Source organism: Leisingera sp. F5, assembly GCF_001593695.1.
The window spans coordinates 1-23960 of the sequence record NZ_LUKH01000045.1; the positions used below are offsets into that span (position 1 = coordinate 1).

Here is a 23960-nt window from a genome sequence, read left to right on the forward strand (position 1 = left end):
GTGTCAGGCGCGGGCAAAGAGGGTGCCGACGAGCTGTGGGACCAGACCAAGTCGATCTATAATCCGACCACTGATGTACCGCCGAACAAATTCCAGAAGCAGATCGCGTTTAACGTCATCCCGCAGATCGACGTCTTCATGGAGGACGGCACCACCAAAGAAGAGTGGAAGATGGTTGTGGAGACCAAGAAGATCGTCGATCCGGCGATCAAGGTCACCGCGACCTGCGTCCGCGTGCCGGTGTTTGTCGGTCACTCGGAAGCCGTGAACATCGAGTTCGAGGAGTTCCTGGACGAGGACGAAGCCCGCGACATCCTGCGCGAGGCGCCGGGCGTCATGGTGATCGACAAGCGGGAAGCCGGCGGCTACGTGACCCCGATCGAATGTGTGGGCGATTTCGCCACTTTCATCAGCCGGATCCGCCAGGACTCGACCATCGAGAACGGCCTGAACCTGTGGTGCGTCAGCGACAACCTGCGCAAGGGCGCGGCCCTGAATGCGGTGCAGATCGCTGAGCTGCTGGGCCGTGAAGTTCTGAAGAAAGGCTAAGCCTTATATCCTTTTGGTGAGGGGGCTGCTTCGGAAGAGGCGGCCCCTTTTCTTTTGCACGGCTGCCTCGGGGCAAGCAGCTCCGGTAGGTTGAGGAGGACAGAAGAAACACCAGACAAAGAGGATCAAACCCATGATCGCACTGCAGGATTTCAGCCGCGCCGCCCCCGTTTCCACCACTCTGCCTTTTGGCACTGTGACGGCAGTTCCAGCGCAGCCCATGCTGAACTGCGCATCGGCGGCAGAGTTGGGGCAGCAGCTGGCGGCGGATTTCGCAGCGTCCGGCGACTGGTTCACCCTGTGCCGGGGCCTGCGCCGCAAGGGCATTTGCCTGCGGATGCGTGAAGCGGACCTGTGGGTCTATGACGCGTTTAGCCTGGCGGCGATCTCCTCCTGCGAGGATCTGGGGATTGACACAGATGAACTGGAGCTGCGTTTTGGCCCGTCGCAGCCGCAGCAGGCCGCCGCGCATGGAGCCTGAGCGTGCTGGCCACGCCGCAGGCTGAAGGATAGGTTCGGCATCAGGCGGGCAGTTCCGGCCCGCCATTCTGATTGATTGAGAGATGCCAATGAGAATTTCCTTGATGGCTTTTGCCGTTTGTTCCTTTGTTCAGGCTGCCGCATCCGCTGCTGCGGCCGATACCCTTTCCGTCAGCAGCCGGGTGTCCGAAGTGACACTCTATCCCGGCCTTGCCGAGGTGACCCGCCGCGCTGCGGTCACGCTGCCTGAAGGGCGGCACCGGCTGATCCTGCAGAATGTTCCGAAGTCTGCGCTGCTGGAGACCCTGCAGGTTGAAATCACCGGCGCCCGCCGCATCGCCACCTTGCTGCGCGAGGATTACGTGCCGCCGCGGGATGCGGAAGACCCGGAGATAGAGGCCGCCGAAGCGCGGATCCGCGATCTTGAGGCCCAAGTTGCCTCGGTCCGGGATGAAGCTGCGGGCGCCCGCGCCGGGGTACAGGCGGCAGAGGCCTCAATCGGGTTCCTGCAGCAGCTTGGCGGCAATGAGGGCCTGGCCCAGGCGGATGCATCGGCTTTGAGCGAAATTGCGCGGATGATCTCCCAGGAGGCCGGCAAGGCGAGCCAAGCTGCCGTGGAGGCTGAAGCCGGGGCACGCCGGATTGAGCTGCGTCTGGAGGCGCTGGACGAAGACCTGGCAGCGGCCCGCGCGGCGCTGGCAGCCCTCACGCTGGAGGACCGGGACCGGCTGTACATTGCAGTGGATGTCGAGGCAGAACAGACGGGCGAAGGCGTGGTAATGCTTAGCTATTTCACCGCCGGAGGCGGCAAGATCGGCTGGCAGCCGTCTTATGAAATGCATCTCAGCACAGGGGATGCGGTCGAGGTTACCCTGAAACGCGCGGTTACGCTGGTTCAGGATACCGGCGAGAACTGGCAGGATGTGGCACTGACGCTGTCCACGGCAAAACCATCGGGGCAGGGCAGCCCGTCTGCCTTGCACCCTTGGCTGCGCCGGATTGAAACGCCGGAGCCTCCGCGCGCGCAGAAGTCCTTTGGCCTGGATGTGGCGGAAATGTCTGCGCATTCGGAACCGGTGATTGAGCCTCCGGTCATGGTTGAAGACGCGCAAGGCGGGTGGGCAGCAAATCTGGAAGGTGCCGCTGCAACATACAGATTCGGCCTGCCAGTTTCAGTCGCCTCCGGCGCCGATTTCCTGTGGCTTGAAATGGATGCGCTAACTGCCGTTGCCGAAGTGAAAGCGGTGGCAGTGCCGCATCGCGATGAGACTGCCTACAGGGTGGTGACTTTCACCAACAGTTTTGGCGAGCAGCTGCTGGCCTCGGATGAGGTGCCACGCTTTGTCGATGGCAAGCTGGTTGCTTTTGAGGCCTTTGCCGGACTGGCACCGGGTGCGGAGATGAAGGCGGGTTTCGGCCCGGTTGAAGGGTTGCGGCTGCGCCGCGATATGCTGCGGCAGAGCGAAGGCGGCCAGGGGCTGATCTCGCGCAGCAATGAACAGGTGCGGCAGGTGGAAATCGAGGTGGAGAACCTGACCGGCCAGGATTGGACCGTGCGTGTTCTGGACCGGGTGCCTTACTCGCAGCAGGACGACCTTGAGATCAAGTGGAGTGCCAATCCGCGGCCCACTGGGGAGAACGTTGAAAGGCAGCGCGGCATCCTGGCCTGGGATATGGAGATTGCTGCGGGTGAGGCCCGGAAAATCCGGCTGGATAGCACGCTGAGCTGGCCTGAGGGCATGATCCTGCGCTGAGGGATTGAACGGAGTACTCCCGCCCGTCGTCAGGCATTGAAAATACCTTCCTCCCGTTGGGCGTGGCACCGCGCCGAGCGCGGTGCCACGCCCAAGGCCGCTGCCGTTGCTCTGGCTTTGCCAAGGCGGCGGGCGGGCGCGGCAGAGCTTCGCTTTTGAAGGTCTGAAGGACGGTGTTACTCCGTCTTCCAGCGCGCCGCCAACTCGCGGGCGTTGCGGGCAAGCACCATCACGTCGATGCCAACGGCCAGAAATTGTGCCCCCATGTCTGCGTAGACCTGGGTCGCCTCATCCGTGGTGCCGAGGATGCCCGGGGCGAGGCCTGCGGATTTGATACGGCGGATGGCATCGGCAATTGCCGCGCGCACCTCTGGGTGGGCGGAGTTGCCCTGGTGGCCCATGTCTGTCGACAGGTCCGCCGGGCCGATGAAGACGCCGTCGATGCCCTCGACTTGCAGGATCTCGTCCAGTGCGGCCATCCCGGCGCGGTTTTCCACCTGCACCAGCAGGCAGACCTCCTGGTCGGCGGTCTGGATGTACTCAGTGACCGAGCCGAACATGGTGGCGCGGGCCGCCGTGGCACCGACCCCGCGTACGCCCTTGGGCGGGTAATGGCAGGCACGGACCAGTTCGCGGGCCTGATCGGCGCTTTCGACAATCGGCACCAGCACTGTTTGGGCGCCGGCATCCAGCACCTGCTTGATCATCCAGGTCTCGCCAACCGGCACCCGCACCACGGGGTGGCTGGGGGAGGACGCCAGCGCCATCAGCTGATCGCGGATCGAGCGGATATCATTGGGCGCATGCTCGCCGTCGATCACCAGCCAGTCGAAACCGCAGGTGCCCATGATTTCGGCGATCTGGCAGTCGGCAAAGCTCATCCAGCAGCCGATTTGGCGCTGGCCATCGGCAAGGGCTTGTTTGAAGCTGTTCTTGGGCGCGGGCATGTGCTGGACCTCTTGTTCAGGCGAAGTTGATGGATACGGAGCCGAAGGGGCCGAAATCGGCGGCAATCTCCGTGCCCGGCGGACATTCGATGGGGCGGATGAAAGAGCCCGAGAGCACGATATCCCCGGCCTCGATCTGTTGTCCATATTCCGCCATCCGCCGTGCCAGCCACAGGACCGAGGTGATGGGATCGTTGAGCACGCCGGCGCCGAGTCCGGTTTCCTCGACCGTGCCGTTGCGGGCGGTGATGGCGCCGACCCAGCGCAGGTTATGGGCGTCTACCGCGTGGCGTTCCGAACCCAGTACCACGCCTGCGTTGGCGGCGTTGTCGCTGATGGTGTCGGTGATGATGCGTGCCTGGCCGGTCGCCGGGTCGGCCCGCAGGATTCTGGTGTCGAGGATTTCCAGCGCGGGTGCCACGTAGTCCGTGGCAGCCAGCACTTCCTCGCGGGTGCAGTCGGCGCCTGCGAGGGGGGATTTCATGACAAAGGCGATCTCTGCCTCCACCCGCGGCTGGATGAAGCGGCCGGCGGGGACGGTGCTGCCGCTTTCGAACGCCATATCATCCAGCAGCACACCGCTGTCGGGGGTGGTGATGTTCAGCGCCTGCTGCATGGCACGGCTGGTGAGGCCGATTTTCCAGCCGATTTTCCTGCGCCCTGAGGCCAGTTTCCGCCCTATCAGAGCCTGTTGTACCGCATAGGCGTCGTCCAGTGTCATGCCGGGGTAGGCCAGAGAGAGCAGGCCGCATTGCTGGCCGGTCTGCTCGGCCTTGAAGAGCGTTTCGGCGGCGTCCTGGTGCTGCTCGGGGGTCATCCCTCGTCCTCTACGGTGTTGCGCAGGATGCCGATGCCCTCGACCTCAACCTCAACCACATCGCCGGGGACCAGGTATTTCGGCGGATCGAACCGGGCGCCTGCACCGGTCGGGGTGCCGGTGATGATCACGTCGCCGGGCTGCAGGGTGGTGAAGGTGGAGATATAGGCGATCTCCTCGCGGATCGGGAACATCATCCGGCTGAGGGTGTCGTCCTGGCGGATCTCTCCGTTCACGCGGGTGAGGATGCGGGCGCCGTCCAGCTGGGAAGCGTCGATGAAGGGCACCAGCCAGGGGCCGATGGAGCCCGAGTTGTCCCAGTTCTTGCCCTGGGTGACATTGAATTTCGCGTGGCGGACCCAGTCGCGGATTGTGCCTTCATTTGCCAGTGTTAGAGCCGCGATATGATCATAGGCATCTTCCGGTTTGATCCGGCGGCCCGGTTTGCCGATCACCACGGCGACCTCGCCCTCGTAATCCAGCGTGTGGTTTTCCGGCGGGCGGATCAGCGGTTGCTCGGCACCGGTGAAGGAGCGCGGGAAGCGGGGGAACAGGGACATGTGTTTGGGCAAGGAAGACCCGTCCTTGTATTCCGCGTTGCGGTCCGGGAAGTTGACGCCGACGCAGAGGATCTTTTCCGGGTTGGGAATCGGGATTTCATAGGTGAAATCGGTGTGGGTGACGGGTTGGCCTGCGGCGGCCTTGGCCAGCGCGGGCAGGCCGTCCGCAGCGATTACCTCGCGCATAGTGGGCCAGTCGGGGAACCGCAGCGACAGGGCGATCATGCCGGCGTCTGTTGCCGCGCCATAGAAGATCTCGCCATCGGCGGAGTAGGTGGCAAAGCGCGTCATGGCAGGGTCCTTGCGATTTCGGTGATGACATCATAGGCCATCATCACGTCTGCTTCGGTGGTCTCAAACTGGCCGGCCTGGAAGCGGATCACCAGCTGGCCATCGACGCGGGTCTGGGTCAGGTAGATGCGGCCGTCGTCGTTGATCGCGTTGACTAACGCGAGGTTCAGATCGTCCAGATCGGTGGCGCCTTCCGGTGTATAGCGGAAGGACCAGAGCGACCACATCGGCGGCGTGGAAATCTCGAAATCAGGCTCTAACTTGAGTTTTTCGTGCAGTTGAGCCGACCAGATGATGTGATTCCTCAGGCGCTGGCGCAGTCCTTCGAGGCCGTAGGTGCGGATCAGGAACCAGATTTTCAGTGCGCGGAAGCGGCGGCCCAGCGGCACCGACCATTCGGAATAGTTGATGATGCCGTCGTGGCCGTGGGTCTTGAGGTATTCCGGGCTGATGGCGAGGGTCTGCACCAGATCATCGGGGTTCTTCAGGAAATGGGCGGAGCAGTCGAACTGCACGCCCAGCCATTTATGCGGGTTGAAGACGATGCTGTCGGCGCGCTCTACCCCCGGCCAGTAGTGGCGGTATTCGGGGCAGATCATCGCGGAGCCGGCCCAGGCGGCGTCGACATGGGTGTAGAGGCCGTATCTTTCGGCCACGTCCAAAACCTTGTCGACGGGGTCGGTGGCGCCGGTGCCGGTGCCGCCGACGCAAAGGATTACGCCGGCAGGCTGGTGGCCTGCAGCGAGGTCGGCCTGAATTGCGGCTTCCAGCGCAGCAGAGTCCATGCCGCGCCAATCGCCCTTGATCGGCACGCGGATCAGGTTCTGCTGGCCGATGCCCGCAACCCAGATGGCGCGGTCGATGGAAGTGTGGACCTCGGACGAGCAGTAGATGCGCATGGCCTTTTGCCCGAACAGCCCCTGTTGGTTGCCCTGCCAGTTCAACGCTTTCTCGCGCATGGTCAGGACGGCTGCGAGGGTGGCGGAAGACGCGCTGTCCTGGATCACGCCCTGAAACGGCTCCGGCAGGTCCAGCGCCTGGCGCAGCCAATCCATCATCCGGGTCTCCATTTCGGTTGCCGCCGGAGAGGTCTGCCACAGCATGCATTGCGGCGCGATGGCGGAGGCGAGGAACTCGGCCAGTACTGAGGGCGCGGCGGCGTTGGAGTTGAAATAGGCAAAGAAGCGGGGGTGCTGCCAATGGGTGATGCCGGGCATCACGATGTCCTCAAAATCCGCAAAGATTGCCTCCATGCCGACGCCGTTTTCAGGAGGGGTCTGGGGCAGGGCGTGCAGCACCTCGCCGGGCCGGGTCCGGGCGCGCACGGGGCGCTCGCCCACGGTCAGGTGGTAGTCCTGCGCCCAATCGGCAACCCGGTGGCCCCATTCGGAGAATTCATCCCATTTCATTTTGTTTTCCTTAAGTCTGTGCTGGAGGCACGGACAGCGCCCGGACCGACCCGTCAAATCGAAGGTTTGCCTCCGGCAAAATCGGGAGGGCGCTTCACGCCCGCCCTTCGGTCCGGGCACTGTCGTTGTGTTTCGCTAGGGAGCAATAATCGGCTGTGCGTTTAAGGTGCTGGGTTTTGGTGTGGCGCCTTCGAAAACGGAGCCTTCCTCGAACCAGCTGAGCGGCGCTGGGGCGCCCCAGAGGGTCTGGCGCTGCGGGTCGGTGAGCGACCATTTGATCGGCTCCAGATCCGGGTCGACGGTCTGGTAGTCGGAGCAGTAGATCTCAATCCGGTGGCCGTCGGGGTCGCGCACATAGAGGAAAAAGGCGTTGGAGATGCCATGGCGGCCGGGGCCGCGCTCGATGTTATCGACGTAGCCGGTGGTCGACATCAGATCCAAAAGGTCGATGATGTTCAAAGGCGTCGGCACCCAGAAGGCGGTGTGGTGCAGACGCGGCCCAAGGCCGTTGGTGAAGGCCACATCGTGCACGCCGCCCTTGCGGTGCATCCAGGCAGCCCAGATCTTGCCGCTTCCGTCGTCCTCGGTGAATTCGGTGACGCGGAAGCCCATCTCGTTATAGAAGGCGACCGAAGCGTCCACATCCGCGCTGAACATGTTGAAATGGTCGATGCGCAGGGGTTTTACCCCATTATAGAGCCTGTATTTTTGGTGAATGGGCTCCAGCCGCTCCATTTGGACATAGAACTCCAGCGGAATGCCCCAGGGGTCGCGTGTGCGTAGCGTACGGCCCATGTGGGGGCGCTCCACCCAGTCAACCGGCAGCCCCTTGGCGGCAAAAAACTCCGCGGCCTTGTCGAGGTCGGGCTCGTCATAAAGCTTGAACCCCAGCATGCGGGCGGAGGCGGTTTCATCCTGCGCCAGCACGATGCAGTGGTGGCCGCGTTCCTCCATCGCGCGCAGGTAGATACGGCTGTTGTCTTCATGTGTCACCTGCAGGCCGAGGGTGTCCACATAAAAGGCGCGGGAGGCGGCGAGGTCGGTGACGGCGTATTCGACGTGGCTGAGCCGGACGATATTGAAGGACGGGTAGAGGTTCGGGGCGGGGACGGGCATGTTCGAAACCTTTCACTTGGGGCCAGGAGCGGGAGCGAGGGGCCGGCCCCTCGCGCTCCCCGGGATATTTTTGGCAAGAGGAAGAGGTCAGGCGCCGAGACGCGGGATCTTGTGGGCGCCGGTGGCAAATCCGATGTGTTTCTGCTCCATGTAGAACTCGAAGCTCCAGTCGCCGCCGTCGCGGCCGATGCCGCTGGATTTGACACCGCCGAAGGGCGTGGGCAGGTGGCGGACGTTTTCGGAGTTCACCCAGATCATCCCGGCCTCCAGCGCGTTGGTGAAGCGCAGGGCGCGGGTGAGGTCGTTGGTCCAGACATAGGCGGTGAGGCCGTATTGGGTGTCATTTGCCAGTTTTAGAGCCTCATCTTCGTCCTTGAAGCGGATCGCGGTGAGGACCGGGCCGAAGATTTCCTTTTGCGCGATGGTCATGTCGTTGGTGGCATTTGTGAACAGGGTGGGGCGGACAAACCAGCCCGTGTCTCCGGCGCGGTTGCCGCCAGCTGCAATGGTGGCGCCGTCCTGTTTGGCTGTCTCGAAGTAGGAGGTGACCTTGTCGAAATGCACCTTGTGGATCAGCGGGCCAACCTCGGTGGCCGGGTCCAGCGGGTGGCCGACCTTGATGCTGTTGACGCGCTTCATGAGCTTGGTCTCGAAGCCATCTGCGATGCTCTCCTGCACCAGCAGGCGCGAGGAGGAGGTGCAGCGCTCGCCGTTCAGCGAGTAGATCATGAAGATTGCCGCATCCAGCGCGCGGTCGAGGTCGGCGTCGTCGAAAACCACCACCGGGTTCTTGCCGCCCAGTTCGAAATGCACCCGTTTCAGGGTATCGGCGCCCTGCTTCATGATCATCGAACCGGTCTTGCTCTCACCGACAAAGGCGATGGCTTTGATGTCGGGATGTTCGGTCAACGCTTTGCCCGCGTCCTCGCCAAAGCCGTTCACCAGGTTCCAGACGCCCGCGGGCAGGCCGGCCTCATGGGCAATCTCGGCCAGGATGCGGGCGGTCAGGGGCGAGAACTCGGCCGGTTTGTGAACCACGGTGCAGCCCGCAGCCAGCGCGGGCGCAATCTTCCAAGTTGACAGCATAAAGGGCGTGTTCCAGGGGGTGATCACGCCCACCGGGCCGATCGGCACGCGGGTGGTGACATTCATCAGCGTCGGCGATTGCAGCTGCTGGCCGTCGCGGGCGGCAGTGGCCTTGTCAGCGAAAAAGCGGAAGTTTTCGGCGCCGCGCAGGGCTGCCTTGGACATGAAGCGGATGGCCTGGCCGGTGTCCCAGCATTCGCACAGGGCAATCTCCTCGGCGCGCTCCACGATCAGATCAGCGATGCGGTGCAGGATCTGTTTACGTTCCAGCGCGGGCATGTCGCGCCAGGCAGGGAAGGCGTCCTTGGCGGCTTTGGCTGCGGCATCAATGTCTTCGCTGCCGCCTTTGGCCACGGAACAGATCACGCTTTCATCCACGGGCGAGGCAGTTTTGAATGTGGCGCCGGAGGCGGCGGGGCGGCTTTCGCCGCCGATCAGGTTCAATATGCCGGCCTCGCGGAAACGGTTCAGGTGGCCATTCAGCGTTTCGATGTTGGTGGTAAGATCGCTCATCACTGGTCCGCCTTTTGCATGTGGTCGCGGATGGTGCCGCATTTCGGGGAAAGCTCGGGGTCGATGTCGCGCATCTCCAGCGACAGCGCGATGGAGTGCTGCTGCATGGCCGGTGCAAGGAAGGCCTGGGCCGCATCAAACACCATCTGTGCGGCGCGTTTGCGGGTGCTCAGATCGCGGCCGGCCCGCAGCCGGATGGAGATGTCGATATAGCCGTGCTGCTCCTCCCCGTCGGCAATCGAGACGTGGCTGGCCGCAAAGGCGCGCACTCGGAGGCCCGCTAGGGGGAACACGCCGGTCTCCGCTGCGGCCTGCCGCAGATGGCGGCACAGGGCGGCGATATCTGTGCGCGCCTCCATATTGGCCGAGTAGTCCAGCGTGATGTGCGGCATGTCCGGTTCCTCTCTCAAATTACTTAACATGTGTAGCAATTTCAATGCCGTGAGTCAAGCAGAAGAAACCCAAGCGGCAATTGCGTTTAGCCGGAAGCGGGGTGATAATCGGGCATGACCAGGATGATGCCCTCCACCGACCGTTCGCTGCCGATTGCCCTTCTCAGGGCGCGGGAGCGTGTGATGGGACCGATCCGTGCCCTGCTGAGCGGTGCGGGCCTGACCGAGCAGCAATGGCGCGTGCTGCGGGTGGTGCAGGAGAGCGGGCCGATAGATCCGACCCAGATCGCGGACAAGGCCTGCCTGCTGCTGCCCAGCCTGACACGGATCCTGCAGAAGCTGGAAGAGAAGCAGCTGATCAGCCGGCAGCGCGACAACGAAGATCGCCGCCGCCAGGTGGTGCGGATTGCGGCTGCAGGGGAGAGGGTCATTGCCGATAATCTGGAGGCCAGTCTGGAGCTGATGGAGCAGACCCGCCGTAAGATGGGTGTGGAGCGGTATGAGGCGCTGCTGGACCTGCTGAACGAGCTGGACCAGATCGAACTGTCCGAGTGAGTCGGCTTTGCCGCATTTGCCGCATTTGGCGCGGATGCCGGGGTGTGTGACGCAAACGGACCAGTTGACGTGTTTGAGACGCAAGGTCGCGGTTGGCTGTAATTTTTGTTTGATATCAATCATATATACTTGAAAAGTGGCCGCCTTGGCAACATGCTTGATGCTGCGTGCGCAAAGGTGATTTTCCGCCAATGACGCATATAGCGCTGCCGGTGTCCGAAATCCCCCTGTGATGTGCCGCATTTCTCACTCAATCTGCCGGGGACAGTTGATGAGGACAGCATGCGGTACTCCGGCCTGAAAGTGATCAAGGAGGCCCTGACGGGCCACAAGGGATGGCGCCCCACCTGGCGCGATCCGGAACCCAAGAAAAGCTACGATGTGGTGATCATCGGCGGCGGCGGTCATGGGCTGGCGACGGCCTATTACCTAGCCAAGGAACACGGCATCACCAATGTGGCAGTGATCGAGAAGGGCTGGATCGGCGGCGGCAACGTGGGCCGCAACACCACCATCATCCGCTCCAACTACCTGCTGGATGGCAACGAGCCGTTTTACGAGCTGTCGCTGAAGCTGTGGGAAGGGCTGGAGCAGGACTTCAACTACAATGCCATGGTCAGTCAGCGCGGCATTCTGAACCTGGTGCATACCGATGCGCAGCGCGATGCGGCGCGGCGCCGGGGCAATGCGATGATCCTGAACGGGTCGGACGCGGAGCTGCTGGATGTTGACGGCGTGCGGGCGATGTATCCGTTCCTGAATTTCAACAACGCGCGCTTCCCGATCAAGGGCGGTCTGCTGCACCGCCGCGGAGGCACCGTGCGCCATGATGCGGTGGCCTGGGGTTATGCCCGTGGCGCCGATCTGCGCGGCGTCGACATCATCCAGAACTGCGAAGTCACCGGTTTCAAGATCGAGAACGGCAAGTGCCTGGGTGTGGAGACCACCAAGGGATTCATCGGCGCCAACAAGGTCGCAAGCTGCGTTGCTGGGTCGTCGAGCCGGGTGATGGAGAAGGCGGGCATGCGTCTGCCGATCGAAAGCCATGTGCTGCAGGCGTTTGTGTCCGAGGGGCTGAAACCTGTTCTGGACGGGGTCATCACCTTTGGCGCCGGTCATTTCTATTGCAGCCAGTCGGACAAGGGCGGCCTGGTCTTTGGCGGCGATCTGGACATGTACAATTCCTATGCGCAGCGCGGTAACCTGCCGGTTGTCGAGGACGTGATGGAAGGCGGCATGGCGCTGATCCCCAGCTTAGGCAGGGTGCGGATGCTGCGCAGCTGGGGCGGCATCATGGATATGTCGATGGACGGCTCTCCCTACATCGACAAGACCCATGTGGACGGGCTCTATTTCAACGGCGGCTGGTGCTATGGCGGGTTCAAGGCGACCCCGGCCTCGGGCTGGTGCTATGCGCATCTGCTGGCCACCGGCACCCCGCACAAGACAGCGGCGGCGTACCGGCTCGACCGGTTCCGCAAGGGCTGCATGATTGATGAAAAGGGCCAGGGCGCCCAGCCGAACCTGCACTGAGGAAAGGAAAAAGGCGATGATTATCAACCATCCGATCCTCGGGCCGCGGGACAGCCAGGAATTCACTTATCTTGGCGACGCAACCCTGATCGACCGGCCTGACTGGCAGGCCGAAGACGCGGCGGATCAGTTTCACGACTACCTGTACCTGCGCGACAACCCGGCGGGCGAACACCGCGAACTGTGGTTCCACGAGCAGGGCGACCGCTCCTGGCTGGTGGTGACCCGCAACACCGTGACCCATGAAATCCTGACTGTCGAACTGGCCCGCGATGTGGCCCGGGCGAGGGGGCGCAGCAAATGACTGATGCAGTAATGAATACCGGAACCGTTGCGTTCCAGGCCGACGGCAGCACCGGCGCCCGCAAGGGGGTGCAGGTGAACCGCCTGGACGGCGGGCTGATCAAGGGCAGCAAGGCGCTGACTTTCTCCTTTGACGGCAAGCGCTACAAGGGGTTTGAGGGCGACACGCTGGCCTCGGCCCTTCTGGCCAACGGCGTGCGGCTGATGGGCCGCTCGTTCAAATACCACCGTCCGCGGGGGGTGCTGACCTCCGGTTCGGAAGAACCCAATGCGCTGGTCGAGCTGCGCAGCGGCGGGCGGCAGGAGCCGAACACCCGCGCCACCACGGCGGAGCTGTATGACGGACTGGAGGCGAACTCGCAGAACCGCTGGCCGTCGTTGCAGCATGACTTCATGGCGGTGAACGACCGGTTCTCGAATTTCCTGACGGCTGGTTTTTACTACAAGACCTTCATGTGGCCTGCGGCGTTCTGGGAGAAGATTTACGAACCGATCATCCGCAAGGCGGCGGGACTGGGCAGCATCAGCTTTGAGGATGACCCGGACGCCTATGACAAGGGCTTCCTGCATTGCGATCTTTTGGTGATCGGTGCCGGTCCCACGGGCCTGATGGCGGCGCTGACTGCGGGCCGGTCCGGCGCGCAGGTGATTATTGCGGATGAGGACTTCCTGCTGGGCGGGCGCCTGAATGCGGAAACCTTTGGCATTGGCGATCTGACCGGTTCAGCCTGGGTGGAGCAGGTGCAGGCGGAGCTGGCGGCGATGCCGAATGTGCGGGTGATGCCGCGCACCACCATCATCGGCGCCTTCGACCACGGTATCTATGGTGCGGTGGAGCGGGTTTCCGACCACGTGCTGGCGCCGGAAGCGGGCAAGCCGCGGCAGATCCTGTGGCGGATCTACTCCAAGCGGGCGATGCTGGCGGCGGGGGCGACCGAGCGCCCGATCGCGTTTGAGAACAATGACCGGCCCGGCGTGATGCTGGCGGGGGCCGTGCGCGCCTATGCCAACCGCTGGGCGGCGACGCCGGATCAGACGGTTGCGGTCTTTACCAACAACGACGACGGTCATCGCACTGCCGCTGACCTGATTGCCAAAGGTGTGAAGGTCACTGCAGTGATCGACACCCGTGCCGATGCGCCCCAGGTTGACGGGGCGGAGCTGTTTGCCGGTGCGCAGGTGGTCGATACCAAGGGTCGGCTGGGTCTGGAGTCGGTGCAGCTGCGTTTGGCCAATGGAACCACCCGCGACGTGCCTTGCGGCGCGCTGGCGGTCTCGGGCGGCTGGAACCCGAACGTGCATCTGACCTGCCATCAGCGCGGCCGCCCGGCCTGGCGTGAAGACATTGCCGCCTTTGTCCCCGCGGGGACACTGCCGCAAAATATGTCCGTGGCCGGTGCTGCGAACGGCGATTTCTCCACCGCTGCCGCCCTGCGCGCCGGTGCCGAGGGCGCCGTGGCTGCGCTGTTGGAACTGGGGATCACGGCAAAAACCGCCGATCTGCCCGAGGCCGAGGATGCGCCCATCAACGTGACCCCCTTCTGGTATGTCAAGGAAGGCAAGGGCCGCGCTTGGCTGGACCAGCAGAACGACGTGACCGTCAAGGACGTCAAGCTGGCGCATCAGGAGAACTTCCGCTCGGTCGAGCATCTGAAGCGCTACACCACCCTTGGCATGGCAACTGATCAGGGCAAGACCTCCAACATGGGCGGTCTGGCGATCATGGCCGAACTGGCGGGCAAGCAGATCCCCGAGGTCGGCACCACCATGTTCCGTCCGCCTTATACGCCGGTGTCCTTCGGCGTGATGGCAGGCCGCTCGGTCGGCGAGGAATTCCGCCCCACCCGTAAGACCCCCAGCCACAAATGGGCCGAGGAGCAGGGTGCGGAGTTTGTTGAGGTGGGCCAGTGGCTGCGCGCCCAGTGGTTCCCCAAGGCGGGCGAAACCCATTGGCGCCAGTCGGTGGACCGCGAGGTGCTACAGACCCGGAATTCGGTCGGCATCTGCGACGTGACCACGCTGGGCAAGATCGACGTGCAGGGCAAGGATGCCGCTGCATTTCTGAACAAGATGTATGCCAATGCCTTTGCCAAGCTGCCGGTGGGCAAGGTCCGCTACGGGCTGATGCTGCGCGAGGACGGCATCGCCTATGACGACGGCACCGCGGCGCGCTTTGCCGAGGATCATTTCGTGGTGACCACCACCACCGCCAACGCAGTTCTGGTCTACCGCAACATGGAATTTGCGCGCCAGTGCCTGTTCCCTGACATGGATGTGCAGCTGATCTCGACCACCGAGGCCTGGGCACAGTTCGCGGTGGCCGGTCCGAATGCCCGCAAGCTGCTGCAAAAGGTCGTGGACCCCGAATTCGACCTCTCGAACGAGGCGTTTCCCTTTATGGGCTGCGGGGAAGTCACCGTGGCGGGCGGCTGCCGGGCGCGGCTGTTCAGGATCTCGTTTTCGGGCGAGCTGGCCTATGAGATCGCGGTTCCGACCCGTTATGGCGATGCGATGATCCGCAAGCTGATGGAAGCGGGCGAGGAGTTCGGCGCGGTTCCTTATGGCACCGAGGCGCTGGGCGTGATGCGGATCGAGAAGGGTCATGCGGCTGGCAACGAGCTGAACGGGACGACTTCGGCGCTGAACCTTGGCATGGGACGGATGGTCAGCAAGAAGAAGGACTGTATCGGCAATACCTTGAGCGAGCGCGAAGGCATGAACCGGGAAGATGCGCTGAAGCTGGTTGGTTTCAAGCCGGTGAATGCCGCCGATCCGGTGCCGGCCGGGTCGCATTTGATGAACGCTGATGGCGAGGTCAGCGCGGCCACCGATCAGGGTTATATCACCTCTGCCGCCTATTCGCCGGTGCTGGGATGTTCGATCGGGATCGGCTTCCTGAAAAGCGGCGACGCGCGTAAGGGCGAGGTGATCCGTGCGGTCAACCCGCTGGAGGGCAAGGAAACCCGGGTCGAAGTTGTCAGCGCGCATTTTGTGGATCCGGAAGGGGAGCGTCTTCGTGGGTAAGTTCGATAATCATGGCCTGAAAGCCATCTCTCCGCTGGGCGGGTATGAGCCGCGGGCGAATAACTTCACCGGTCTGTTGATCCACGAGGTCACGGACCGGGCGCTGGCCTCCCTGGCGGCGCGCCAGGGGCAGGAGGAGGCGGTGAAATCTGCGGCTGCGGCATATTTGGGTGCTGCGTTGCCAGACCCGGCTGGCTGGGCTGAAACCGGTGTGTTCTCTGCCTGGTGGATGGGGCCGGATCTGTGGATGGTCTCAGCCCCGCATGACAGCCACGAGCTGCTGGCGGGTGAGCTGAAACAGGCCGTCGGCGAGGCCGGTTCCGTGGTGGAGCAGACCGACGGCTGGTGCCGCTTCGACCTGGAAGGCGCGCGCTGTTCTGATGTGCTGGAGCGGCTGTGCAATGCTGATATCCGCGGCGCAAAAGCGGGGAGTGCGGTGCGCACCTCGATGGAGCATCTCGGCGTCTTCCTGCTGTGCCATGTTCCAGGGCAGCAGTATTCGATCATCGGCCCGCGTTCCTCCGCAGCCTCACTGCATCATGCGCTGATGGCAGCCGCAAGATCGGTGATCTGAACGAGGCTGGTCAGAACAATGCAGCCGTCCGCAACGGGCGGCTGCCTTTGTGCTGTTTGGCGCACCGGCCGGGGCAACGGCGGCCGCCGCTCAGCGTTCGTGAAAGGCGCGGCTGATCGGGTCGGCGATTGGGGACAGGATGTAGTCCAGAACCGTGCGCTCGCCGGTCCGGATGGCCGCGTTCACTTCCATGCCGGCGGACAGGCGGCTGCTTAGATTCTCTGCATCGGCGGTTTCATCAATAAGCGCGATCCGGACGTCAAAATACGCCTCATTACGCTCGTTCAGGCGGGAGTTCGGCGATATTTCAAAGACTTCACCCGCCTGCACACCGTATTGCCTGGCATCAAACGTGGTGGATTTCAGCTCCACCGGATCGCCAATTGCAACGTGGCCAATGTCCTGAGGCTGGATCTCAACCTCGGCAATCAGCCTGTCCTGGGTCGGCAGGATCTCGGCGATGGGTTCCCCGGGGGCCACAACCTCGCCGGGTCCGCTGAAATGCAGCTTTTGCACAATTCCGGGCACCGAGGACAGGATGGTCAGCCGCTGCTGCCGGGCGGCATTGTCAGCCGAGGCCTGTAAAACCAAGGCAAGCTCTTCTTCTTCTGTTTCCAGTTCAGACATCAGCGTGTCCTTGATACCTGCCACGAATTCCTGTTCCTGGCGGCGGGCTTCGTGCAGGTTGCGTTCACCATCCGCCAGTGCCGCAAAGGCCCGCAGCCGGTCGCCTTCGATCTCAAGCTGCTGTGCGCTCAGCCGGCTCATCGCGGTGGTGCTGAGCAGCCCCTTGCCATGCAGCGCAAGGGCAGCGGATTGCTCGATCGCAAAGGTTTCTTCGCGGCGGCGGGCGTTTCCCAGGATCTGCTGGCGGATTTCAAGCGCCCGCTCCAGCTCCGAAATCCTGGCCCGGTGGCGGGCACGGCTGGCCTCAAACGCATCCAGCTGGGCCAGCAGCCTGTGGCCCGGTTCCAGCTGGCCGCGGGCGGCACTGCTGGAAAGTTTGCCGCTGATCACCGAAATAACAGACTGCAAACGGGCGGTGTCGCGTGACAGGGCAGCTTCACGGACATTGAGCCGGCCCTGTTCTTCTGTCAGCAGATTGGCGGACAGCCGGGCCACGGGGGTGCCCGCCTCGACAAAACGGCCCTCCCGCACCAGGATTTCGTCCAGGACGCCGCCGTCGGGATGTTCGACCGGGCGCGGGTTTGACGACGGCACCAGCCGGCCCTTGGCATAGGTCAGTTCCGGCAGTTCCGCGTACCAGCCCCAGGCCGTTGCAGCCGCCAGCGCCGCAAACAATATGCGCGCCACCCGGCGGGATGTTCCGGTGACCGGTTTGTGGATCACATTCAGCCCCCGTTTCTTGGCCTCGTCCATGCTGGGGGTCCAAAGGGCTGTTGTTTCCTGCTCCATTACTCTCTCCTTGCCTCTATCCGCCGGTCAGGGTGCCGTTCAAAAACGCGCTGGCCTTGTCGCGCCCTTTGCGGCCCTTGCCGTTCAGCACCGTTCGTCCGCGGTGCAGCACTGTGAAACTGTCCCCCAGAGCAAGATCCCCGGGCCGGTTTGAAATCAGCAGCGTGGTGCTGCTTGCACGCCGCCGGGCAATGGCGGCGCGGATCCGTTTGGCATGTTCGGGGTCCAGCCCTTCGCAGGGCTGATCGAAGATACGGATCGGTCCGGCTTGCAGCAGCGCACGGGCAAGCGACATGCCTTGAAGCAGTTCTTGCGGCAGGCGGCCGCTGGCTTCGACTGTCAGGCGGGTGTTCATGCCGTCCGGCAGGGCTTCGATTTCGCTGCGGACCCCTGCTTCCTCCAGAACGTCCAGAACCTCCCGCTGCGACGCGCCCGGCAGGGCAAGTTCAAAATTCTGCCAGATCGTGCCATAGACGAAGGCTGGTTCTTGAGGCGCAAAGGCGATTGCGCCGCGAAGGTCGTCCACCGGAATCTGCCGCTGGTCGGTGCCGTTGAACAGAACCCGTCCGGCCGCAAGCTGGTGCAATCCCGGCAAGATTTCCGCCAGCAGGGTCTTGCCTGACATATTGGCGCCGGACAGAACGGTTATGGTGCCGCTGTGCAAGCTCAGGCTTGCGCCGGCCAGGGCCAGGTCGCCGCTGCCGCCGAACCGCAGAGCAGCCTGTTCCACCACCACCGGTGCTGCCACCGGCGGTGCGGTGCGGGGGGCCACTTCGCGGCGCATTTCCTCTGGCTGGGCCAGAACCTTGTCGATGTCCCGCAAGCTTTGCCGGACGGCCAGCGCCTGGCCCGTCGCCCGGGCCAGAGACTGGACCGGGGACAGGAACCGCCAAATCATCACCAGAATTGCGACGAAGCCGCCAATGGTCAGCTCCCCCTGGATCGCCATTCTGGTTGCCAGCAGCCCGCCGGCCACCCCGGCCAGCAGGATGAGAAACTGGGAGGCATGGGCTGAAAGCTCGATCAGGAACTGCTGCCGCATGGACGCGTTCAGCGCATTGGCAAGGGAGGCGTGGAAGCGTTGCCTCCAGGGTTTGGCGCTATGCAGACGCCGCAAATGCCAGCGCTGGCTGACGACGGTTTCGCACAGCTTCCGCCAATCGCGTGCGGCATCGTTTGCAATCACTTCCTGACGGCGCAAATGCGGTGCAAAAGCAGCAAGGAACGCCACTTGTGCAAGCGCCGCAGCCAGGGCCGCGAAACCGACAGGCGGCGCAATATAGAACAGGAGCGCGCCGAAAATCACCACAAATGGCGCGTCGAGGGCGACCTGCATCAGCGGACCCACCAGTGCATCCCTGACGGTCTCGAACTGCTTGAGCCGGGCCCGCTGCTGTTGCGAGGCCGATTGCTGCTGCAAGGCGCTTGGGAAGACCATCAGTTTTTCCAGCAATGCAAGGCTCAGCCGGTGTTCCAGCTGTGCTGCCAGGCTGACCAGGGCGCGGCTGCGGATCCGGCGGATGGCAAGCTCTGTAGCGAGGGCTAGAAAAAGCCCGGCGGCCAGCACAGTGATTACCCCCGGTGCGCCCGCCGGAATTGCGCGGTTGTAGACCAGAACGACAAAAATCGGGGTCAGCAGTCCGGCCAGGTTGATGGCAGAAGAGGCAAACAGCAGCGACCAGACATGGTCTTGCAGCCCCTTGAGGAGCGCCGCAGTGCTTTGCGCTGCCGGCCGGCGGCTGGCATCCGACGCCGGAAGCAATGACAACCGGGTTTCATCCGGGCCTGCCATTGCCCGCCCTGACGCAGGGCTGGCCAGGCGAAAGCTGCCATCCCGGCGGATGTAAAGGCTGATCCCCGATTCTGCCGGACCTTGCGCGGCACGGCCATCCTGGCGCAGGTACGGCACCCGCAAGGCAATCAGCGCGTCGCATAAATCCCAGCCGTCAAAACTGCTGCGCCCGTGCGGCAGTGCCGCGCGCACCTGTGCCTCCATCGCGTCCCAGCCGCCAAACCGCAGCAAGGCCGTCAGCAGTTCTGCGGCACGCGCCGGTTCTGCCTGCAGCTGCCTGCTTGCCGCCCACTTAAGAACACTGCTGTGCGGCCCCTGCACCCGGGTGCCGTCCAGCTGCCCAAAGCCGGTGTTGATACTGTTCATATCAGATCTCCGCCCTGTCGGGTCATAGCGTGCCGCTGGACGCAGCAGTTTCAGAGCTGAGCCGGATGGTCGTATTGGCAGCATCCAGAATTGCCGGGGCGGCCCGGGTCAGCACACAGGTTGTCTTGCCTTGCAAGGACAGCAGCAGCGTTTCGAGCGCCCGCACCCCGTCCGGGTCCAAGTCGGCAAAGGGATCTTCAAGCAACAGAATTGCGGGTTGCTGCGCAAATGTTCTTGCCAGCGCCAGGCGCCTGAAAAACCCCGGGCTGCCGGCGCCTTGGCCATTGCGCGCAACTTGGCTGTGCACCCCGTTGGGAAGCTGGGCGAGCTGGCTGCTGACACCAAGTTTCAAGGCTGCGGCCTGCAGGGCTTTGGTGTGCCGCTGAGGGTCGAAGAGGGTGAGGTTCTCCAGAATTTCGCCATCCGTCAGCGCAGGCTGCCGCGGCTCGAACACCAGGCCTGGCGGGGAGTTGGCGGCGTCCGGGTCAAGATATCCGGGCCCGTCCAGATAAACCGTTCCGCTGCTGGCCGGGACTTCGCCGGCAAGGATCCGCAGGAACGCTCCCGAGCAGCACTGGACACCGCCTTCAATGGCAATCAGCTGCCCGGGTGCCGCCGAAAAACTGATATTGCGGAACCAGCTGCCGTTTTTCCCGGGCCGGTCCAGAGATAAACCTTTCACGGTGATCGCCCCGGTCACCGGGACACGCACCGGCGCTGCGGCGGCTTTCTTCACTGCAGCCACCTTGGCCAGCCCGGAGGTTCGTGCCCTGTCGTCATCCTTGACGGCACTTAGAAATGTCAGCTGGATGACCGGCTGCACGGCACGTCCGGTCAGCAGCATGCTGGCAGCCAGTTCTGCAACTGACAGGCTGCCTTGTATGGCAAGCAGCCCTCCCAGGGCGCAGGTCAGGACTGTAGCGATCTGGGAGCCGGCACTGGCTGCAGCCTGTCCGGCGTTGCTCACCCGGATGATTTTTTCCCCGGACGCAGAGGCACTGGCATGAAGCAGCTCATACCGGCGCAGCATCTGATGCTCCAGGCCAAGCAGCTTGATCAGCTGTGCCCGCTGCAGGATCTCCTGCAGGAATGACAGCCTGCGTTTGTCGTATTCCCGCTGCAGCTGCGAAGCTGTCCGGTAGGGCGGCCGCAGCAGGGCAACCGTCAGCAGCAGCCCGGCTATCACGGTGAGCGGAGCCGCCACCAGCCAGCCGCCCATTGCGGCAATAACCAGCAGGAAAAGTACGGAAAACACCAGATCTACCGACATTTTGACGATCTGCTCTTTCACAGCGTGGCGCAGGCCCAGCACCCCCATCAGACGTTCAACAGCGGCTTCCTGCCCCATCTGCTCCAATGCGCCGGGAGCGCCTTCAAACAGGGCATCGGACAAGGTTTCGCCTGCCCGTTCCCCTTCATGCCGTGCGGTTTCCAGCACGTAATGGGCGCGCGCAGCCTTCAGCACAAAGTCGATCAGCAAGACGGCAATCAGGGCCAGAAAAATCCCGAACAGAGTGTCATAAGATTGATTGGGAATGACCCGGCCGAAAACCAGAAGCATCGCAACAGGTAAGGCGAGTGTCAGAAGATTGATGATGATCGCTGAAAGAATCGAATCGGGATCGAGTTTCAAAACACCCGGCCGCAAGGCGGCAGTGCTGGACTGGCCTGTCCCCGACATAATTACCCCTTAAACACAAACACTACTATAGATTGAATATTGCGGGCCTTCTCTTTATCCCGCGTAAACGGCTGAGCAAGGGCGGCTACAATTTAGGTGCAAATTTACAGACACTTCATTCGCCTTATGGTGGAGTTGAATGTTATTAATGTACAGGAAAGCATCAGGGTTGCCGGACGTTGCAGGCCGCTGCCCGGGATATTTGTTGAGTGAAATGGTAATGTTCTGCCGGGGAGCTTTAGATGGCTGCGGATAATCCGTTTGGCACAGGAGGTGCCGGAAGTTTCAGTGCTGAGCCGATTGGGGTCCGGGTTCAGGAAACAGAGCGTGAATTGCGTACGAAAGCGGCAAATACGGCTCCAAAATTCGGTGAGGGGGATGGCACCGATAATGGAGAGCGTCAGTCTCTTTTGCATCGCGGTACTATGGACTACCCTGGAATGGACAAAGCCCAGGGCGATGACTGGGATGTTCTGCCGCAAAAAACCGGCAGTCAACCAGGCCGTGCTGCACAAAAGCCAGCTGAAGCCGACGGTTTAGAAGATCCTTCCTTAGCTTTGCCGGATCAAGGACGGCCGCCCGCCGCGCCTTCTGCCATTCGTGGAGGGGATACGACGGCAACGCCGGAGTTACAGCAAGCCGCATTGCCAGCATCAATTGCTGGACAATACTACGGTTGCGGAAAACGCGGCGGGGGCGGCGGTCGGCGCGGTCTCGGCCAGCGATCCGGAGGGCGATGCGCTGACCTATACGGTGGATGATGCGCGGTTTGAGGTCTCGGGCGGGGTGTTGAAGCTGAAAGACGGCATCAGCCTGGACCATGAGGCGGAGCCTTCGGTCACGGTGACGGTCACGGCGACGGACCCCGGCGGGCTGAGCAGCAGCGAGACCTTCAGCCTGACGGTCGGGGATGTTGCTGTCCCGCCGGCTGCTGTGACAGTGAGCACCAGTTTCCATGTGGAACAGATCGCAGTTGCGGATGGGGTGCTAGGTATCCTGGGTGTCGATTTTGGCAGTGATCCGCTAGGGGATTTCTATACCGAGACCATTGATTTCCCGAGCACCCCGTTTTCGTTTTTTGATGCAGCATCAGCCGATGTGTTTGCAACCCGGGTCACCGGTCGTATCCAAGTTGATGATCCGGGCAACTATGAGTTTCGGCTGACCAGCGGTGATACTGTTGTCATGTGGATCGATGGGGATCCTGTGGTTATCAATGCGGTTGAGGGACTTGCCACCGTGCAGATCGGAGCCTGCAACATGGGCGCAGGTGAACATGAAATCGTCATTCATCACCTCGACCTGAATGGCGACGCAGAGATGACACTGGAGTGGCGCGGGCCTGGAGAGACAGATTTCAGCCTGGTGACGCCCAGCCCGGCCGGTACCATCGAAGATGATGATGATGCTGGGTTCATCGTGGACATCGACACCGGAACGTCCGCATTGCTTTCGGTCAAATTGACCGATGTTCCGGACAATTGGGTGATCAGTTCGGATGGGAATGCAGGCATCCCTGCCGGAGGGGAGCTGGACGTCACGGGCTGGGATTTGTCACAATTGACAATCGCGCCGGCCTCCGGGGACTTGGGGGCCGCTACGATCAATGTCGAAACTACGCTGAAAGCACCGGATGGAGAGGTCGAGACGTCTTCCAGCAGTTTTGATGTAAATGTGGTTCCCGAAAATGGGATCGTGCTGGACCTTGATCTGGGATTGGGTGGTCTTCCTTTGCCATTGGGGCTGGGTGTCGAACTGGCAGCCCAACCGGTTTTACCCGGAGAGGTTCTTGCTGAACCCGCATTGGACGAGCCCTTGGAAATGGCCGCTCAGCCGCATGCGGCACAACTGGATCCAAGTGGTGTGCAGGTGTTGTTCTGAGGGATGCCAATGTAACTAGCATTGAATGTGCGACAAGCTTCTGTGTTGCTCGAATGAAACGCTATGGTCAACGCCCCTGCTGTTTAGAGGGGCCGCTAGGCTGAAGGAATTGGGCGGTTGTCCTGGACCCGGAACAGGTTCACCTTGCGACGCTCCTCTTGCGGAGTGACGCCAAAACTGTCGCGGTAGTGCTGCGATAGGGTCGAGGATGTGGCATATCCAACTGCATTGGCGATCGAGGTAATGGAATCCCGGGAGTACATTACCAGCTGCCGGGCCGCGTTCATCCGCAGTGTACGGTAATAGATTGCGGGGCTTTGCCCGGTGGCGGATTTGAAGCTGCGTTCCAACTGCCGCGGGGAGACGCCGATTTCGCTGGCGGCGTCGCGGATCGACACCGGATGCTCCAGATTGTCTGCAAAAAGCTCCACCGCCTTGGCCACTGGTGGCGGCAGGCTGTCAGCGGTGCTGTCAGTCTTGAAGGCGGGGATCTTCTGACGCACGCCCTCGGCCCGGACCATCGGGTGCTGGAACCAGCAGGCAACCTCGGTCATCACCGCGTCGCCCATGGTTTGCTCGATCAGTTTGAGCGAAAGGTCGAACATTGCCGCAGCACCGCTGGCGGTAAAGCGGCGGCGGTCCAGAACGATTACATCGTCGACAGTGGCGAGCGAGGGGAATTCGGCGCTGAAGGCGGCCTTGTAGCACCAGTGGACCGAGCAGCTATGCCCGTCGAGCAGGCCAGAACGGGCGAGCGGAAACACCCCGCCGGAAACCGCACCCATGGTGGTGCCGTGGCGGGCCAGGTGGCGCAGCTTGCCATTGGAGCCCTTGGGGTCTTCAAACTTGCCTTGCGGACTGGACAGCAGAAACAGCGTGTCGATGTCCTCGGCCTGATCCAGGGCGCAGTCAGGCTGAAAG

General features: G+C 62.7%; 20 protein-coding genes. 9 read left to right on the plus strand and 11 right to left on the minus strand.

Going from position 1 to position 23960, the window contains the following annotated elements; genetic code table 11:
- From A2I95_RS21410 to A2I95_RS21420, 3 genes are all read left to right on the plus strand, one after another.
- A partial coding sequence (locus A2I95_RS21410; RefSeq protein ID WP_291733096.1) for an aspartate-semialdehyde dehydrogenase occupies window positions 1–549 on the plus strand: 549 nt, incomplete at its 5' end.
- A 133-nt stretch (window positions 550–682) separates the two neighbouring features.
- Window positions 683–1030, plus strand: a complete 348-nt coding sequence (locus A2I95_RS21415; protein ID WP_291733098.1) for a hypothetical protein — start codon at window positions 683–685, stop codon at window positions 1028–1030.
- Between the two features lie 103 nt (window positions 1031–1133).
- Window positions 1134–2783, plus strand: coding sequence for a DUF4139 domain-containing protein (locus tag A2I95_RS21420; protein ID WP_291733100.1), 1650 nt, complete (start codon window positions 1134–1136; stop codon window positions 2781–2783).
- 176 nt (window positions 2784–2959) lie between these two features.
- On the opposite strand, the gene A2I95_RS21425 is transcribed toward A2I95_RS21420, so the two are convergent.
- The 7 genes from A2I95_RS21425 to A2I95_RS21455 form a co-directional block, all read right to left on the minus strand.
- Window positions 2960–3730: an HpcH/HpaI aldolase/citrate lyase family protein gene (locus tag A2I95_RS21425; protein WP_027256670.1), complete on the minus strand. Its 771-nt coding sequence runs from the start codon at window positions 3728–3730 to the stop codon at window positions 2960–2962.
- Between the two features lie 16 nt (window positions 3731–3746).
- Entirely contained in the window at window positions 3747–4547 is an 801-nt protein-coding gene (hpaH, locus tag A2I95_RS21430) for a 2-oxo-hept-4-ene-1,7-dioate hydratase (protein ID WP_291733103.1), read from the minus strand.
- A complete protein-coding gene (locus tag A2I95_RS21435) occupies window positions 4544–5398 on the minus strand; it encodes a fumarylacetoacetate hydrolase family protein (RefSeq protein ID WP_291733105.1) in 855 nt (284 codons plus the stop codon). Before A2I95_RS21435 ends, hpaH begins: the two co-directional genes overlap by 4 nt.
- Window positions 5395–6807: a pyridoxal-dependent decarboxylase gene (locus A2I95_RS21440; RefSeq protein ID WP_291733107.1), complete on the minus strand. Its 1413-nt coding sequence runs from the start codon at window positions 6805–6807 to the stop codon at window positions 5395–5397. The genes A2I95_RS21435 and A2I95_RS21440 overlap by 4 nt, the downstream gene beginning before the upstream one ends.
- Before the next feature lie 135 nt (window positions 6808–6942).
- Window positions 6943–7923: a 3,4-dihydroxyphenylacetate 2,3-dioxygenase gene (gene hpaD / locus A2I95_RS21445; RefSeq protein ID WP_291733108.1), complete on the minus strand. Its 981-nt coding sequence runs from the start codon at window positions 7921–7923 to the stop codon at window positions 6943–6945.
- Between the two features lie 87 nt (window positions 7924–8010).
- Complete coding sequence (gene hpaE, locus A2I95_RS21450; protein ID WP_027256665.1) at window positions 8011–9522, minus strand: 5-carboxymethyl-2-hydroxymuconate semialdehyde dehydrogenase; 1512 nt, start codon at window positions 9520–9522, stop codon at window positions 8011–8013.
- Window positions 9522–9914, minus strand: a complete 393-nt coding sequence (locus A2I95_RS21455) for a 5-carboxymethyl-2-hydroxymuconate Delta-isomerase (protein WP_027256664.1) — start codon at window positions 9912–9914, stop codon at window positions 9522–9524. Before A2I95_RS21455 ends, hpaE begins: the two co-directional genes overlap by 1 nt.
- 114 nt (window positions 9915–10028) lie before the next feature.
- On the opposite strand from A2I95_RS21455, the gene hpaR reads away from it, so the two are divergent.
- The 5 genes from hpaR to A2I95_RS21480 all read left to right on the plus strand — a co-directional run bounded on the left by hpaR (window position 10029) and on the right by A2I95_RS21480 (window position 15903).
- Window positions 10029–10469, plus strand: a complete 441-nt coding sequence (gene hpaR / locus A2I95_RS21460; protein ID WP_291733111.1) for a homoprotocatechuate degradation operon regulator HpaR — start codon at window positions 10029–10031, stop codon at window positions 10467–10469.
- 282 nt (window positions 10470–10751) lie between these two features.
- Entirely contained in the window at window positions 10752–12002 is a 1251-nt protein-coding gene (locus A2I95_RS21465; protein WP_291733113.1) for a sarcosine oxidase subunit beta family protein, read from the plus strand.
- A 16-nt stretch (window positions 12003–12018) separates the two neighbouring features.
- Window positions 12019–12306: a sarcosine oxidase subunit delta gene (locus tag A2I95_RS21470; RefSeq protein ID WP_291733115.1), complete on the plus strand. Its 288-nt coding sequence runs from the start codon at window positions 12019–12021 to the stop codon at window positions 12304–12306.
- 11 nt (window positions 12307–12317) lie between these two features.
- Window positions 12318–15329, plus strand: coding sequence for a sarcosine oxidase subunit alpha family protein (locus A2I95_RS21475; RefSeq protein ID WP_291733126.1), 3012 nt, complete (start codon window positions 12318–12320; stop codon window positions 15327–15329).
- The gene (locus A2I95_RS21480; RefSeq protein WP_291733116.1) at window positions 15322–15903 is read left to right on the plus strand and encodes a sarcosine oxidase, gamma subunit; all 582 of its coding nucleotides are present in this window, start codon (window positions 15322–15324) and stop codon (window positions 15901–15903) included. The genes A2I95_RS21475 and A2I95_RS21480 overlap by 8 nt, the downstream gene beginning before the upstream one ends.
- A gap of 90 nt (window positions 15904–15993) precedes the next feature.
- Here the strand turns inward: A2I95_RS21480 and A2I95_RS21485 are convergent, their stop codons facing one another.
- From A2I95_RS21485 to A2I95_RS21495, 3 genes are read right to left on the minus strand one after another with little or no spacing between them, the layout of a single operon-like run.
- Window positions 15994–17319 (minus strand): HlyD family type I secretion periplasmic adaptor subunit, encoded by a 1326-nt coding sequence (locus A2I95_RS21485; RefSeq protein WP_291733118.1) that lies wholly within the window; start codon window positions 17317–17319, stop codon window positions 15994–15996.
- Between the two features lie 16 nt (window positions 17320–17335).
- Window positions 17336–19477, minus strand: a complete 2142-nt coding sequence (locus tag A2I95_RS21490; RefSeq protein ID WP_291733119.1) for an ABC transporter transmembrane domain-containing protein — start codon at window positions 19475–19477, stop codon at window positions 17336–17338.
- A 22-nt stretch (window positions 19478–19499) separates the two neighbouring features.
- Window positions 19500–21158: an ABC transporter transmembrane domain-containing protein gene (locus tag A2I95_RS21495; protein WP_291733121.1), complete on the minus strand. Its 1659-nt coding sequence runs from the start codon at window positions 21156–21158 to the stop codon at window positions 19500–19502.
- Between the two features lie 657 nt (window positions 21159–21815).
- Between A2I95_RS21495 and A2I95_RS21500 the strand changes: the two genes are divergently transcribed.
- The gene (locus tag A2I95_RS21500) at window positions 21816–23039 is read left to right on the plus strand and encodes a PA14 domain-containing protein (protein WP_291733123.1); all 1224 of its coding nucleotides are present in this window, start codon (window positions 21816–21818) and stop codon (window positions 23037–23039) included.
- Between the two features lie 95 nt (window positions 23040–23134).
- On the opposite strand, the gene A2I95_RS21505 is transcribed toward A2I95_RS21500, so the two are convergent.
- The coding region (locus A2I95_RS21505; protein ID WP_291733125.1) for a GlxA family transcriptional regulator at window positions 23135–23960 on the minus strand (826 nt) is incomplete at its 5' end.